Source organism: Vibrio sp. B1FLJ16 (genome assembly GCF_905175385.1).
Lineage (GTDB): Bacteria > Pseudomonadota > Gammaproteobacteria > Enterobacterales > Vibrionaceae > Vibrio.
This window is the reverse complement of record NZ_HG992750.1, coordinates 214,024-229,077: the sequence shown is the minus strand read 5'-3', so window position 1 is coordinate 229,077 and position 15,054 is coordinate 214,024. Positions and strand designations below refer to the sequence as shown.

The 15,054-nt window shown below is 46.0% G+C and carries 14 protein-coding genes and 1 pseudogene; 7 read left to right on the top strand and 8 right to left on the bottom strand.

What is annotated here, in order from left to right:
* Nucleotides 1-45 precede the first annotated feature (45 nt).
* Nucleotides 46-1,356, bottom strand: coding sequence for a nicotinate phosphoribosyltransferase (pncB, locus tag KHN79_RS15160; RefSeq protein WP_182010231.1), 1,311 nt, complete (start codon nucleotides 1,354-1,356; stop codon nucleotides 46-48).
* A gap of 299 nt (nucleotides 1,357-1,655) precedes the next feature.
* On the opposite strand from pncB, the gene KHN79_RS15155 reads away from it, so the two are divergent.
* From KHN79_RS15155 to KHN79_RS15140, 4 genes are all read left to right on the top strand, one after another.
* Nucleotides 1,656-2,381 (top strand): NUDIX domain-containing protein, encoded by a 726-nt coding sequence (locus KHN79_RS15155; protein ID WP_182010232.1) that lies wholly within the window; start codon nucleotides 1,656-1,658, stop codon nucleotides 2,379-2,381.
* A 32-nt stretch (nucleotides 2,382-2,413) separates the two neighbouring features.
* Complete coding sequence (locus KHN79_RS15150; RefSeq protein ID WP_182010233.1) at nucleotides 2,414-3,067, top strand: nicotinamidase; 654 nt, start codon at nucleotides 2,414-2,416, stop codon at nucleotides 3,065-3,067.
* A 29-nt stretch (nucleotides 3,068-3,096) separates the two neighbouring features.
* A complete protein-coding gene (locus tag KHN79_RS15145) occupies nucleotides 3,097-3,453 on the top strand; it encodes a VOC family protein (protein WP_182010234.1) in 357 nt (118 codons plus the stop codon).
* A gap of 105 nt (nucleotides 3,454-3,558) precedes the next feature.
* A complete protein-coding gene (locus KHN79_RS15140) occupies nucleotides 3,559-4,035 on the top strand; it encodes a peptide-methionine (S)-S-oxide reductase (protein ID WP_182010235.1) in 477 nt (158 codons plus the stop codon).
* A 105-nt stretch (nucleotides 4,036-4,140) separates the two neighbouring features.
* Here KHN79_RS15140 and eat read toward each other — a convergent pair.
* The 3 genes and pseudogenes from eat to KHN79_RS15125 all read right to left on the bottom strand — a co-directional run bounded on the left by eat (nucleotide 4,141) and on the right by KHN79_RS15125 (nucleotide 7,851).
* Nucleotides 4,141-5,545, bottom strand: a pseudogene (gene eat, locus KHN79_RS15135) (ethanolamine permease).
* A 31-nt stretch (nucleotides 5,546-5,576) separates the two neighbouring features.
* A complete protein-coding gene (gene eutC / locus KHN79_RS15130; protein WP_182010237.1) occupies nucleotides 5,577-6,446 on the bottom strand; it encodes an ethanolamine ammonia-lyase subunit EutC in 870 nt (289 codons plus the stop codon).
* Complete coding sequence (locus tag KHN79_RS15125) at nucleotides 6,439-7,851, bottom strand: ethanolamine ammonia-lyase subunit EutB (protein ID WP_182010238.1); 1,413 nt, start codon at nucleotides 7,849-7,851, stop codon at nucleotides 6,439-6,441. Before KHN79_RS15125 ends, eutC begins: the two co-directional genes overlap by 8 nt.
* Nucleotides 7,852-8,034: 183 nt before the next feature.
* Here KHN79_RS15125 and KHN79_RS15120 point away from each other — a divergent pair, with 183 nt between their 5' ends.
* Nucleotides 8,035-8,997, top strand: coding sequence for a helix-turn-helix domain-containing protein (locus KHN79_RS15120; protein ID WP_182010239.1), 963 nt, complete (start codon nucleotides 8,035-8,037; stop codon nucleotides 8,995-8,997).
* A gap of 73 nt (nucleotides 8,998-9,070) precedes the next feature.
* Here the strand turns inward: KHN79_RS15120 and KHN79_RS15115 are convergent, their stop codons facing one another.
* The gene (locus KHN79_RS15115) at nucleotides 9,071-9,433 is read right to left on the bottom strand and encodes a VOC family protein (RefSeq protein WP_182010240.1); all 363 of its coding nucleotides are present in this window, start codon (nucleotides 9,431-9,433) and stop codon (nucleotides 9,071-9,073) included.
* 113 nt (nucleotides 9,434-9,546) lie between these two features.
* On the opposite strand from KHN79_RS15115, the gene KHN79_RS15110 reads away from it, so the two are divergent.
* Entirely contained in the window at nucleotides 9,547-9,897 is a 351-nt protein-coding gene (locus KHN79_RS15110; protein ID WP_182010241.1) for a rhodanese-like domain-containing protein, read from the top strand.
* A 74-nt stretch (nucleotides 9,898-9,971) separates the two neighbouring features.
* On the opposite strand, the gene KHN79_RS15105 is transcribed toward KHN79_RS15110, so the two are convergent.
* Nucleotides 9,972-10,235 carry a DUF3012 domain-containing protein gene (locus KHN79_RS15105; RefSeq protein WP_182010242.1) on the bottom strand — a complete coding sequence of 88 codons (264 nt, stop codon included), beginning with the start codon at nucleotides 10,233-10,235 and terminating at the stop codon, nucleotides 9,972-9,974.
* Nucleotides 10,236-10,418: 183 nt separating this feature from the next.
* A complete protein-coding gene (gene fni, locus KHN79_RS15100; protein WP_182010243.1) occupies nucleotides 10,419-11,456 on the bottom strand; it encodes a type 2 isopentenyl-diphosphate Delta-isomerase in 1,038 nt (345 codons plus the stop codon).
* 654 nt (nucleotides 11,457-12,110) lie between these two features.
* Here fni and KHN79_RS15095 point away from each other — a divergent pair.
* A complete protein-coding gene (locus KHN79_RS15095; RefSeq protein WP_211907298.1) occupies nucleotides 12,111-12,914 on the top strand; it encodes a DUF4886 domain-containing protein in 804 nt (267 codons plus the stop codon).
* A 15-nt stretch (nucleotides 12,915-12,929) separates the two neighbouring features.
* Here the strand turns inward: KHN79_RS15095 and KHN79_RS15090 are convergent, their stop codons facing one another.
* Nucleotides 12,930-14,720, bottom strand: a complete 1,791-nt coding sequence (locus KHN79_RS15090) for a sodium:proton antiporter (RefSeq protein WP_182010244.1) — start codon at nucleotides 14,718-14,720, stop codon at nucleotides 12,930-12,932.
* Nucleotides 14,721-15,054 lie beyond the last annotated feature (334 nt).

Here is a 15,054-nt window from a genome sequence, read left to right as displayed (position 1 = left end):
GATACGATAGATGGATATTATCAACTTGGTAAAGACAGGTAGAATTCAGGCATCAATCAGGTAGTTTTGCCCTTCATTTTCAAGACGGTCAATGAGATCCCGGCACTCGTCTAAATCCAACGGTTGCTCAAATCGGCGCTTCAGATTCATCAGAAAGAAGATATCTTCACACATCGCTTTTTCTGGCTCATCACTGATCTTTGCGACAGGAGAGTCATTACAGGAAACAAGTTTAATCACCATAGAAAGTGGCTGATATACCTCTCCTTTGTCATTAACATAATCGCCCATGTCATTGGCAAGGAAAGTACCGATACCAAAGCTCACCTGAACTCTGCCCTGGAAGTGCTCGCAAATATTCAGCGCTTGCTCAAAGTTCAGCCCATCGGTAAACACCAGGGTCTTGGTCATAGGATCGATATTCAGTGACTGATAGTGCTTAATCATTTTTTCGCCCCAGGCAAAAGGGCAACCACTGTCATGACGTACGCCGAAGTAGGCATTACTCAGGTCTTCATCAAAGTCTTTCAGGAAGGCATCAATCCCGATAGTGTCTGTTAATGCTATACCTAACGCACCATTAAACATCTCTTGCCAGCGTTGCAACGCAATTTTTTGTGAGTCGCGTACGCTAACCAACGCCTGATGCCCCATAAACCATTCATGCGCGACCGTACCAATTGGCGTCAGGTTTAGCTCACGCGCCAAATGATAGTTGCTGGTTCCTGTAAGACAATCTGGCAACTCCTTACACAAATATTCCAGCATGGCTTTTTGAGCCTTGAAAGAGAAACGGCGGCGGGTCGACATATCGGAAAATTTAAAGTTGGTGATATTGCGTCGTTTCAGCTCAGATTTCAGATAACGGACTTTATCTTCTAGCACCGTCTGAAATTGCGCGAACGGAATATCAGCCCAGCGCTGACGACTACGAACTTCGGAAACGATGCTCATGATGATGGTTTCGTACAGAATTGTCTCTTTCCACAACCCACTGATAGTGATGCGCAGTTGGCTGGTACCGTCAGGCATAATTTTATTATGCAAATCGACATCATTTCGGGGATTAAAACGGAAGTGACGCAGCGCATCGACAAATGCAGGTTTGAGGTATGGCGCAACGCACTTCATGTACTCAATTTCGTCTTCGGTAAAGCGAATATCTTGTAGCTTCAGGATTTCTGCTTGTACTACGGGAAGCATTTCCGACAAATCTTCTTCGCTTCGCACGATAAATTTGTATGACACCATCACATCAGGATAGAGCGCGGCAACAGCACTCATCATGTTCACTTTGTAAACATCAAAGTCCAGCGCGCTTTGAATGATGCGAGAAGAAAATAGGTTGGTTGTCATCAGGAGCCCTTCCACATACCCTTTACCGAGTAAATAACTTTTTGTTACTAACTAATTTGCGTAAACAATAAACACCCACCGTTAGTTTGTCAACTTTTGTTACTAACTACTCTTTTCTTTAAAGTTTTTATGGTTGAAAATTTAAACCCACCTGTGAATAACTATTAATCATAGGCACTGTCATGCTTAACATTAGCTACTTTCAAACAACACCAAGTTAATAACAATACGTTACTTACCCATTGATTGAGCTCTAATTATGCGCTAGATTACTTACAAATCATTATTAGGAACCAAGCATGATCGTAACTGTCGACATTATTCCGTTCAGGCTCTCTGGCTGTGCCGATAGAGGATTGGAAGTGTTACTGATTAAGCGCTCGAATCCGAAACGGCCTTACCACGGCGTATGGGCATTGCCGGGTGGATTTGTCTTCGATAAAGATCTAACCAGTGAAGGCGGGCGTCCTGCGGATGAAAACTTCGAAGCAGCGCGACGCCGAATTTGCCGCGAAAAAATCCATACCTACCCCCGCCACTTCAGCGAAGCTTTTGTTGACGGTGATCCCAAACGAGATCCGGATGACTGGAGCTTGAATATCACCCACTATGCTTTGGTTGACCGTAATAATGTTGAGCAAATCAATAATGCCGGGGTGCCTGATTGCCATCTAAAATGGTTCCCGCTTCAGGCGATCCTAAATGGTGAAGAGACTCTGGCATTCGACCATCAGAAAACTATTGAAAAAGCATGGCAAAAGCTGCGTGCTTCTATCGAGTACACATCAGTGTTGCTGTTTGCGTTAGATAAAGAGTTTTTGGTCGCCGATATCATCTCGGCCTATCAGGAGTTTGGCATCGACATCAGCCGTATGACCATCAAACGTCGTTTGATCGATTCCGGCGTACTGAAGCCAACCAATAAAGTCGCATCCACCAACAGAGGTAAAGGCGGTAAGCCCGCTATGGTATATACCCTCACCAGCGACGAAGTGACCTTTTTTCAAAACTGCTTGCGTGGATAAACGCAGGCAACCAGACAGACAAGGAGTCTGCCATGACTGTTCGAGTTAACTATCAGACCACCGCGGTGTTCGATGTCGATCCTGAGAAAGGATTCAGTGAACTTTGTCCCGAAGAACTGCCAGTAGCTGGCGCACTGGAGATTGTGCCGGAGCTGCTTAAAAACCACGCTAAAGGCCGCTTAAAACTGGTAAGCAGGGACTTACACCCACCCAAAGCGGCGTGGGATGCTGAAACGCCAGCCAATATGCTTGAGCCTGTTGGCTTACCAAATGTAGACGTGAAATGGAATCGCCACTGCGTACTCGGCACAACAGGTGTTGAACTGCTAGACGGTTTACCGCCCGTTTTGGAGTATGACTTCCAGGTCAACAAAGGCATGGATCCGGATGCCCACCCCTACGGTGTTTTCTTTCATGATGTCGCCGATACCAAAACAACCGGCGCAAATGAGTTCCTGAAATGCAACGATATCGATACTCTTATCGTAGGCGGATTAGCCCTAGATTTCTGTGTGAAAAAATCCGTAATGCAGGCGTTAGAACTAGGCTATAAGGTCATCGTCAACCTGGCTTCAACCCGTGCGGTTTTGCCAGATAATGTTGAAAGCGTTATCGCCGAAATGAAAGAAAAAGGCGCGATATTTGTCGACAATGCCGAAGAGATCATTGTTGAAAATTTTGCCTGATTGAACAGAGTAAGAATAGGGATATCACCATGCATCAGCACGAAAAGTTAAACTACGTTGAATTTGGTAGCACCGATTTAACTGCTACCAAACAATTTTTCGAACAAGTATTTGGCTGGACGTTCGTCGATTACGGGCCGGATTACAGCGCATTTTCCGGCCAGGGGTTAGACGGTGGATTCTTTAAATCAGAACTTGTCAGCAGTACATCAAACGGCGCAGCTCTGCTGGTCTTTTACAGCTCCGACATTCACGCCACATTAGGTAAAGTGGAAAAACATGGTGGGCATATTCTACGCCCGATTTTTGAATTTCCCGGTGGTTGCCGATTCCACTTTGCCGAACCAAGCGGCAATGAGTTTGCGGTCTGGTCAGAAAGTCACTAGTTCCATAGCCATGGAAGCAATCCGGTGGTCTGAGTAGCAAGTCGCGCCTTGCACTCTTTACTTCAGCAACGCCATAATGCGCCAAACAATCAAGTGAACAGATTTATGCAAGAGATTTACTTTGCCGGCGGCTGCCTCTGGGGCGTGCAAGAGTTTATGCGCCACCTTCCGGGTGTTATCAAAACCGAGGCTGGCCGCGCTAACGGAGCTACAAACTCTACCTTAACGGACTACGATGGTTACGCCGAATGTGTTAGAACGCAGTTCGACCCTACTCTGGTTTCGCTGGAAGATCTGATGAACTACTTCTTCGAAATCATCGACCCTTACAGTGTAAACAAACAAGGTGAGGACGTCGGAGAGAAATACCGAACTGGTGTCTATAGTCAAAACCCGCAGCATCTAGAGATCGTAAAAAGTTACATCTCAGCAAGAGAAGATGCCGACAAAATCGCGGTGGAAGTGCTTGAGTTAACTAACTATGTGCCAAGTGATGAAGTGCATCAGGACAGACTGACCCACTTTCCGAATGATTACTGTCACATCCCATTGGACTTACTGCATAAGTATAAGAACAGCTAACCGCCTTCATAAGATGATTCAGACTGAATTAAAACAGTAAAGGGAGCACACGGCTCCCTTTTTGTTATCTGCTTCAATGCTTATTCTATAGCTATTGCGTACAAACTAACGCGCACCTTCCGTTTCTAACTCCTGCTCCGCCACTGACAACATCGCAAACTCTTCTTCGGCAGTCTTCGCAACCAGTTTGTTGCGGCTATAAAGCCCGTAATAGGCACCACCGATAACAAACAGTCCCATTGTCATAAAGAATGCGGAAGGGTCAAAAGCGTAAACCCCGGTCATCGCGATAAGAGAAAGCACCAGCGAAATACCGGAAGTGAAAACTCCGCCCGGAGTTTTGTATGGGCGATGCAATTCTGGTTGCTTGATGCGAAGTAAGATGTGACTCAGTGACATCAAGGCGTACGATACCGTTGCGCCGACAACAGCCATCGCCAGAATGAGATCGCCTTCACCAGTTAGTGAAACTAGGAAGCCAAACACTCCCGGAACAAAAAGTGCTCTTGAAGGGACTTTTTTCTCGGTAGTCAGCGACAAGCTTTGTGGCAGGTAGCCCGCACGAGAAAGCGCGAACACCAAACGGCTGTAACCGTAAATAATAGAGAAGAAAGAGGCAATCAGGCCCGCTAACCCAAGTACGTTTACCGCAGTCGCGATCGTCGGGTTACCTGTCAGTTTAAGAGCGTCAACCAATGGTACCGCGCTATCACCAATGACCTGTGAACCAACGGCACCGGCCAGAAGCACAACAACAAGCGCCGCAGTTATCAGCAGGAACAACATTGCACCGATAATACCTTTGGGTACGTCTTTCGCTGGGTTTTTCGCTTCTTCTGCCGCTAATGGTACCCCTTCAACAGCGAGGAACAACCACATTGCAAATGGTAATGCGGCCCAAACACCATACCAACCGAAAGGCAGCATCTCTGTAGCCTGAGCCGTTGTTGGAGCGATATCAAACAGATTATTCATGTCAAACTCGCCAACCAGTACACCTGCGGTCACTAATATCGCTAGCACAGCCAAGCCACTGATGACCATCATCACCTTAAGCGCTTCTCCTACACCAGCCATATGAATCCCGATAAAGACAGCATAAAAAAAGTGCGTAAACAACAGGGCCATCAATACCAACGAGTTCATTCACTGCCGAGCCTATGAATATCACGATTGCAGCTGGGGCAAGCGCGTATTCAATAAGTACTGATAAGCCTGTAAAGAAGCCACCAGTCGGCCCCATCGCCTGACGTGCAAAACTGTATCCGCCACCAGCAGCTGGAATCGCCGCGGACATTTCGGCCAGGGAGAGAACTAGGGTGAAGTACATGACCGCCATTGCAATCGCCGCGATAAGGAAACCGCCCCACCCTGCCTGACCAATACCAAAGTTCCACCCTGCAAAGTCACCTGAGATAACGTACGATACCCCCAGCCCTGCAAGCAGAATCCATCCTGCGGTGCCTCTTTTTAACTGTCTTTTAGCCAGATATTCCTGATGGTTAGACATAGTAAATCCCTCTACATTAATAAAATAAAAATTAGGAAATTAAGAAATTGTTGTTGTGTTTGTCATCGAGGTTAGAGCCATTCTCTTCATCAATGCTTGAACGGTCTTTTAAGTTCACGCCTGAAAGCTGGAGTCTTCTTGCCTCTTTAAGTAAATAGAATGCACGCTGACAGGCATCGTCATAATTGAGGCCTTGTGGTCGCACATTAGATATACAGTTTCGGTCAGAGTCCTTAGAGCCATGCTTCGCCCCCCAGGTAAGGTACATACCCATACTGTCAGGCGACGTGAGCCCCGGTCTTTCTCCAATCAGAACCAGCACGGCTTTAGCATTAAAGCACTGGCCGACATCATCACCGACAGCAACTCTCCCCTGCTTAACCACAGTAATCGGTGCCAGATTCCACCGATGGTCATCCTCAGTGAACAAGGAGACCAGGCGAGTAATAACCGGTACGGCGTGGTTTTGTATTGCGATGGAAGAAAGTCCGTCGGCAATGACAATAGCCAAGTCCAGTTCTGCGTTATGCTCCGCGCTAATAACCTCAAGCTTCTGCCAGGAGGTTTCATCAAGCTGGCGTCCTAAATCCGGGCGCTGCAAATACATGAACCTGTCTGTTACCTTGCTCGTAACCACTACAGGCGGTTCAAGCGTCTGTTCGAGAACTGAGTAGGAATCGGATAACTGCGCGACCAACGCGTCGACGTTCAAAGAACAGTGCACTGCATCCATAGCTTGCGCGTGATCCAACTGAAAAGAGAGCAACTCATCGGTCGGTACGCTGTTACCGCTGCGACCTAACGCGATGCGTGCAGATGTAAACTCACGCAGTTTGTCCCAGGGATTACGCGTCACCACTTTTTCTGGCGAGCCATCTGAAATAGAAATCACTTTACCCATGAGAACGATCCTTATTCAGTTGTGCAATGGCTCCGGAAAACGAGCTGGAAATCTGGTCGTTCAAACGAACCTCACTTACGTTTTCGAAAATCTGCATGTCCGTAAGCCACTGCTCGAATTCAGGCGCAGGCTTTAACCCTAGTACCTTTCTCGCGTATAAAGCGTCATGGAACGAAGTGGTTTGATAGTTAAGCATGATGTCATCTGAACCAGGGATCCCCATGATGAAAGAGCACTCAGCAACGCCTAACAGCGTGAGTAGATTATCCATATCGTTCTGATCCGCATAAGCATGGTTGGTGTAACAGATATCACAGCCCATCGGCAGCCCAAGCAGCTTGCCACAGAAGTGATCTTCCAGACCTGCACGAATGATTTGTTTACCGTCGAATAAGTATTCTGGGCCGATGAAGCCCACGACCGTATTGACCAATAACGGGTCAAACTGCCTTGCCACAGCATACGCCCGTGTCTCACAGGTTTGCTGATCAACACCATGAAAGGCGTTAGCCGACAATGCGGTGCCCTGACCTGTCTCGAAGTACATTACGTTGTTACCAACCGTGCCCCGGTTAAGTGACAACGCCGCTTCGTGGGCCTCTTTTAAGACGGCCAGATTAATACCAAAGGTGTCATTGGTACCTTGTGTTCCGCCTATTGACTGAAAAACCAAATCGACCGGCGCGCCCATCTCAATCGCCTCAATCGTGTTAGTCACATGAGTCAGGACACAGGACTGGGTTGGGATCTGATAATGCTGGATAACCTCATCCATCAATTTCATCAGTTTGACGGCCTGAGGTACGTTGTCAGTCGCGGGGTTGATGCCAATTACTGCATCACCATTGCCGTACATCAGGCCATCAAAAATCGTCGCGGCGATGCCGTTTAGAGAATCCGTCGGATGATTTGGCTGCAAGCGAGTAGATAAACGGCTCGGCAAGCCAATTGTGTTACGAAAAGCTGTCAACACCTCACACTTTTTTGCGACAAGAATCAGATCTTGGTTGCGCATAATTTTACTGACAGCAGCCACCATTTCCGGGGTTAAACCGGGACGAACTCTGGCGAGAGTGACACTATCCGCCTGATCACTTAACAACCAGTTACGAAAGTCTCCAACCGTCAAGTGCTCTATCGGCTGAAATGCTTCACGGTCATGAGTGTCGATGATTAATCGTGTGATTTCGTCACTCTCATAAGGGATGACCACTTCATTGAGAAACGTTTTTAGTGGCAATTCAGACAAGGTCATTTGCGCTACCACACGCTCTGCCGCTGATTCGGCGCAAACTCCCGCCAACGCATCGCCAGAACGTTCCGGCGTTGCTTTAGCCATCAAGTCCGCCAATGACTCAAAGGTATACACCTTACTTCCCTGTTGCCGACGATAAGTTGCCGTCATGCATCACCCTCCTTGCGACTTGGCGCTCTTTTTGCTGAACTATCAATAAGCATTTTTAAAAGTATTGCCAAATGTATTCCAGAGCGTTATCAAAAATCGGCAAAACTAAAAATCAGCGAATAAACAGATGGTTATTTACCATTTGCTCTAAAATGATTCACTGCAAGAACACGGGAAGAAAGTATGGTCAATGATGGAACGTGTCACATTGCACCACATTTGTGCACGCATCCCACAAAAGATGCAAACCAGCAAGCGGCAAGCCTTGTCAATTGGCAGCAGGAATACGACCAAATCAGTAATGGCCGCTTCCTCGGACAAATCAGAGAGCGGCGGTTTTCTAGTGTTCATGTGTTTCGGGAAGACAGCAACCGCGCACTTAAGCAGCAATGCCGTGTAGAAGAAGGTGGAGTTTGGCTTGGAATAAGCGTTGAGAATAAATCACTGCATATCAACCACTCACAACTGGGCGCTGATAAGCTCTTGGTTCGTCAAGGAGGCGTGGACTTCGAGTTAATTACACCAGAAGCGTTTTCGATTTATGGCATGGTGCTAAAACAAGACTTTGTTCAACAGCTCAAAGAGCAGCTCGAACTCGATGACTTTAAAGGGCAAGAGCTGTACTTATCTGGCTTAAATGAACACCATATCCGGCAGCTGAAATATTACTTAGGGATACTGCTTGAACCCAGTCAGACAAGATGGTCGTGTGAAACACATCAGTCTGTCGTCAAGGATGTCCTGACAGAGCTCTTTTCTCTGAATTTACAAACTAGTAGTAGCTCACCATTAAAAGCTACGCCTAACGCTGGCAATCAGCGACAAGTAGTCATGAACCGCGTTCAGCAATATCTGGAAAATCAGGATTACCGCTCACCGATTACGGTCACTGAACTCTGCGACGCTGTGCATGTGAGCCGCAGAACATTGCAATATACCTTTGAAGCGTGCTGCGATACTTCTCCTAAACAGTTCATTCAAAGAATGCGGCTAAATCAGGTACGCCGGACTCTTCAAGATCCACAAGACAGCCGCAATATCGCAGAGATAGCTTTTGACTTCGGCTTTTTCCATCTAGGCCAGTTTGGCCAAAGCTATAGAAAACTCTTTGGTGAATCTCCGACGGAAACAAGGCAAAAGATCTAGTTAGTGCCACATTTTAAAAAAGTAAGTGACCACTTCGTCGCTTGTAGCTGTGAGTTGGACTTTTCGAATGATGTTAGATGTTCTGAGCGATACGCCACAAAACACCACTTGGATCGAACAGGCAACACTCACGCATTCCCCACGGCTGATCAACCAGTTCAGTAAGACGGGAACCAAACTTCTCATGATTAACGTGTGATAGATGTTGGTGCCAGCTTTCGACATCTTCCACCAGCAAGTGCATCATAAAGTTATTGCAGTGCTCGGGCTCATAAAAGTTTTGCAAAAGGAATGAGCAATCCCCGCGAAAGAAGTAGGCAACATCGCCAACATCTGACGCCATTTCAAAGCCTATTTCCTGATAAAAACCTTTCGAAAGTTCATAATCCCTGGCAGGAACAAACGACTTTATTTCTACAATATTCAGGTTTTCCATTTCCTATTTCCGTATTGGTTTACTCTATTAACCAATTTACTTTACGCTACTGACGTGACCAACTATTGGTTTTAGTATTGGAATATATACTGAAATATAAGGATCGTACGGTAATGAACAAATCAATTTCTCTTTTGATCACGCTAGTTGTGACCTATTTGGTAGTTCCGACAACAATAGCATCTGAGCGTGCAGAACAGGGTTGGCAGTTAATTGAACAAGGTGCATTGGTCGTCGATGTCCGCACTCTTCAAGAATACGCAGAAGGCCATATAGACAACGCGCTTAACTTTCCGCTTTCAGAGCTAGATAAGCATTTTAAAGACATCGATAAAAACAAAATGATTGTACTGTATTGCCGCAGTGGCAACCGTTCGGGAAAAGCCTACCAATATTTACAATCGCAAGGCTTCACCAACTTACACAACGCAGGTGGCTTTGAAGAGTTTAAGCACGTGCAGTAAAAGCTAATGAATACACAAAAAAGCCAAGCATTCGCTTGGCCCTTTTAAAGGAGTCAATTGCACACAAGGCTCAATTAGAAAATACAGTGCTTGGTAAAGCTTGAGACTTCGTTAGCCGTCCAGTCACCTTTTGGTTTTTCTTTCAGATCCTTACACCACTGTTCGCTACCTACACTATCTTGAAGGACACAGTGTTTAGCAAAGTCCACGGCAATATCTGTTGTCCATTCCGTTTTTGGTTTGTCTCGAAGGTCGTTGCACCATTTTTCAGTGCCAACCTCATCGCTACAAGCGGTTAAAGCTGCAGACGCCAACAGTAACATTACCAGTTTTTTCATAAGATTTAGGTTCCATACTAGCTAAGCATCATCACAGAATCAGCGTTCTCAGACTCTGTATCTTGATGTAAAATTTTATAAACTATAACGAAATTATCAGCCTACGTGTTAAGACACCGAAAATTAATCTGGAGCCACACGACAAAAAGGCTTATATACCCAAGTAACATCAAGATGCTCGGTTCAACGAGAATGACTTGGGTATAAACGCTTGGCATTCACCAATGAGATGAGGTTCGCCGACCCGGTTCCAAAACAGGCTAATCGCAGCTCAAGTGCCAGCTGTTCAAAGTGTTCGATAACCTCTTCGGTACTTAGTGTTGCAGCTTTAAGTACAGCACCAGCCTGACCGACTAAGTTAGCGCCCAAGTGAATAGCTTTCGCAGCTTCCAGCCCATTGTGCACGCCACCAGATGCAATTAAAGGCAGTGTCGGGTATTGGGTGTGAATTTGTTCAAGGCAACGCGCAGTTGATATGCCCCAGTCACGAAACAGTTCCGCCGCTCGTTTCATACGGGCGTTGTCCTGACAAAATCCTTCGACTGCGGACCAGCTGGTACCGCCTGCTCCGGCGACATCGATGGCATTGACACCCGCATCGACCAGTCTCGTTGCCATTGCCCCGCTGATACCAAAGCCAACTTCTTTAATGATGATCGGAACATTCACGCGCGACTTTAGTTTCTCAATGGCATGTATCACACCAATCCAGTTATGGTCGCCATTAGCCTGAAAGGCTTCTTGCATAGGATTCAGGTGGACAATCAGGGCGTCGGCAGCAATGGCGTCTACCGCTCGTTGTGCATTATCTAAGTTCGCTTTATCGCGTAGCTGTGCTGCGCCCAGGTTGGAATATAGTGGTACATCTTTCGCTAAATCTCGAATGGTCTTACCCAAGCCCGAGTGCTGGCTTTGTTCCAGACTGATACGCTGTGAACCGACTCCCATTGCGATGCCCAGTTCACTTGCCGCTTCAGCTAATCGACAATTGATCGCTTCCGCGTCTTTTGCCCCGCCGGTCATTGAACTGATTAAAAAAGGCAGCGCCAGTCTTTTTCCTAAAAATTCAGTCGACAGGTCAATGGCGTTAAAGTCACATTCTGGCAACGCACAATGCTCAAACTCAACAGACTCGAAGCCTGCAGTTTTGAACTTCATGTTCATGTCATGATGTAAAACTGCATCCAGGTGCAAGTCTTTTCGGTTGGTTTGCGATGCCATAATGTCACCCTAAAGTAAAACAGGCGCGCAGTATTGCGATACTTATCAGTTACGTCAACGCCAAATCACTGAATTGATCACATTATTTACCCAAGTCTACTGCCCTTACGCTTTACTCTCGCTCATGCTAACTCCGCATTTTAAAGCGCGTAAAGTTAGAGATTTCTATAATTTTGGGCAATAAACGTACAGGGCGCCAATTAACATTTAAAGACAACTCATAAGTCGATAAAGAGTATATACCCAAACGACTTCAAGATGCAGGATTCAGAGCGTTGTCACTGGCACAAGTTCAAGGAAAATAACGTAGGGAATAGCGAGCTATTTCCAAGTTATTTGACGCTGAAATCGTGTCAGTGACACGCTCCCGAAGGGCGAGCTGTCTTGGCTCACAGCCTTTGTTAACGATTTTTGATTTAGAATGACTAGATCTTCAAATCGTTGCCGCGACTGAGAACCAAGCCATTCTCGCTGAACCTAGCATCTCGAGGTTGTTTGGGTATAAAGTTCATCGCTTTGCTCTGCTCTCAAAGCGTACTTGAGGAATCCAAGTAAACTGCTACGGTTTCTTATAGATAAAACTAATATTTAAGCAACAATACAGAAATCAGTGACGATGCTATCACTCCTCTACATTACGAGGTTCAAGAAATTATGTCGAAAAGGATATTTAAAACTTTCCTATTAATAGCAGCTCTAACACTTGGTTGTTTTACAGTAAACGCCGAAACCATCATTGCTCCATCACCAACAGCGAAAATGGACGGTGAGAACAAATCGGTTGTGATGTATGGGAACTCGTTTACCTATTCCAACAAAGGACTGCCTAAGCGACTGCGTGATTTAACAAGCTCCATACTACGTAACAACGCAGAAGGTTACACGTTCCAAGCTGTTACTAAGTCAACCGCTCATTTGGCCTTACATCAAAAACAACTACATTACCAAAACACGCTACAACTTTGGGATGTTGTCGTCTTCCAAGGTCATTCAATGGAACCTATATCGCCACAAGAATCGACTCGTGAGAACTTCGAGAAGTCTGCAAAAACCATGGCTAAAATTGCGCATCGGGCGGGTTCTAAAGTCGTTTACTTCATGACCTGGGCGCGAAAAACCCATCCTGAACAAACCCAAGAGATTTCGAAAGCATATCAAGATATAGCGAAGGAAACTGGCGGTTACGTTGCACCAGTCGGCTTGGCATTTGCAGAAAGCATCAAAAGGTACCCAGAGATCGAGCTTTATCGCCGCGATGGAAAACATCCAACACAAGCAGGCACCTACCTTGCGGCAGCCGTATTTTTTACGACCCTTTACAATCGGTCTCCTCTAGGGGGCGCAGTCCCCGTTGGTACCAATATGTCAGATAAAACCGCAAGGAGATTACAAATAGTCGCATGGGAAACCGTTCAGCGCTTTCAGGCAAATACAGCTAACACTCTAACCAAGAATTAACCGTAAAAGATAAAACTAGCTCTTTTCCAGCATAAGCAAAGAAACGACCGTACTGTTGGCATCTGGTGCAAATTCTTCTGGTTCGTCACAGAAATAGATTCTGCCTTTTTCTTCTACATAAAAGAGAGGAATGACCAAGTTATTCTTGTGATGCACCTGATAATCTTGATAGGTGAAACTATCACTCAGCCTGGTATGTTTAATTTCAGCGCCGCGACTGAACAAGCTAGCAAGTTGACTATAGCTAACATTCCCCCCCAACAATAACCTGCCATGATACTCTTCGGCGACTGAATGTTTTTCACTGCCATTTGCCTTCGTTTTACGCAGACAATGCACCTTATCTTCACCGAAATCGTCAACAAATCGCATACAAGCCATAATGTTAAAGTGCTGATCGGATGTCAGCGCAACCACCTGACCAATACCAATCAAGTTCAGGTTATCATCTGCATGGCTGGAGATTGGGTTTCCGTAATATGAGTCCAGGCCAAGCATACGGACCTGGCTGATGTATTCCCAGTTTGAGTCAGTCATCAATACGCGTCTGTCATAACGCGCTAATGCCTGACCTATCTCTCTTGCTACCCGATTAGCACCAATCAATAAGAAACCTCTTGGTGCAGACTCTGCCACACCCAGTGCAACCGCAACCGGGCGAGCCGTTACACTTTGTAAAACAACCGTGCCGATGATCACCATAAAGGTCATGGGGACAAGTAAACTCGCCCCATTCACACCATACTCAATTAATTTAATAGCAAACAGAGAAGAAATGGAGGCTGCAACAATACCTCGTGGCGCTACCCACGAGAGAAATAACTTGTCTTTAAACTCTAAATTACTGCGTATCGTAGATATGAATATAGATAGCGGACGCGAAACCAACTGCATAAATACAAACAGCATCATAGCGCCAGTACCCAATGCCGCAAAGTCATCCAGACTAATTCGGGCGGCTAAAAAGATAAACAAGCCAGTGATAAGCAGAATAGTAAGGTGTTCTTTGAAATGTAAAATCTGCTGAATATTGATCTCTTTCGCGTTGGCAAGCCACATCCCCATTACCGTCACGGTGAGCAATCCTGCTTCAGACTCTAAATGATTTGAAACAGAGAATACGCCAAGCACGACCATCAAAACGGAAAACGGCTGTAAATATTCCGGTAACCAGCCCCGGCGCAACACGGCAGAAACCGCAACTCCCGATGCGACACCGAGAATAATACCAATGCCAATAATCTTAGCGAATACTTCGACACTATTTACCGCACTGTGAGATACGATGAATTCGTAAACCATCACAACGAACAAGGCACCAAGCGGATCAATCAGGATGCCTTCCCAACGCAGTATGTTGGCCAGAGCGCTTTTTGGTCTTACCGTTCTGAGCAGGGGTACAATTACCGTCGGTCCCGTAACAACCGTTAAACTGCCAAACAGCATGGCCAGCTCCCACGTAAAGTCCAAAAAATAATGCGTCGCAGCACTCGTAACTAACCAGGAAACAATTGCCCCAATGGAGACAATACTCCACACGGTTCCACTTACTCCACGGATTTCTTTGAGATTTAGCGTTAAGCTGCCTTCAAACAGAATGACCGCTACTGCAAGAGAAACCAGAGGAAAAAGTAAGCTGCCTAATACTTCGTCTGGCTTTAGCCATTGCATAAAAGGCCCGATAATTATTCCGGCCAAAAGTAAAAAAAGTATCGCGGGCAAACGCAGCCGCCAGGCTAACCACTGGCATCCTAAGCCAATAACCCCAACCGCTGACAACACCAGAGCTTCATTACCAACTTGCATGCAGGCTACCTATTATTTTCGTTGTGCTACCAACAACGTTCTTGAAATTATTAATATAGTTGAGTTCTCGTATACTCTGTTGGTAACCAAAACAAAAAACATCTAAAAGCTGCTGCGCTTTTCAGAAAAGCCTTACTTTGTTAAGGATGAAAAACATTTTATATTTGCGGCTCAATGGCGAAGTATTGAACAAAAGTAGAACCTTTGACGCATTCCCGCCGTGTTCAATCAACAGAAGTACTGTATCTCGCAATTATGACGTCCGCCAACCAAGTTATATCTTCACATTCTGCACATCGTCAGATTCCGCCCCGCCAACGTGCAACGGGACTTC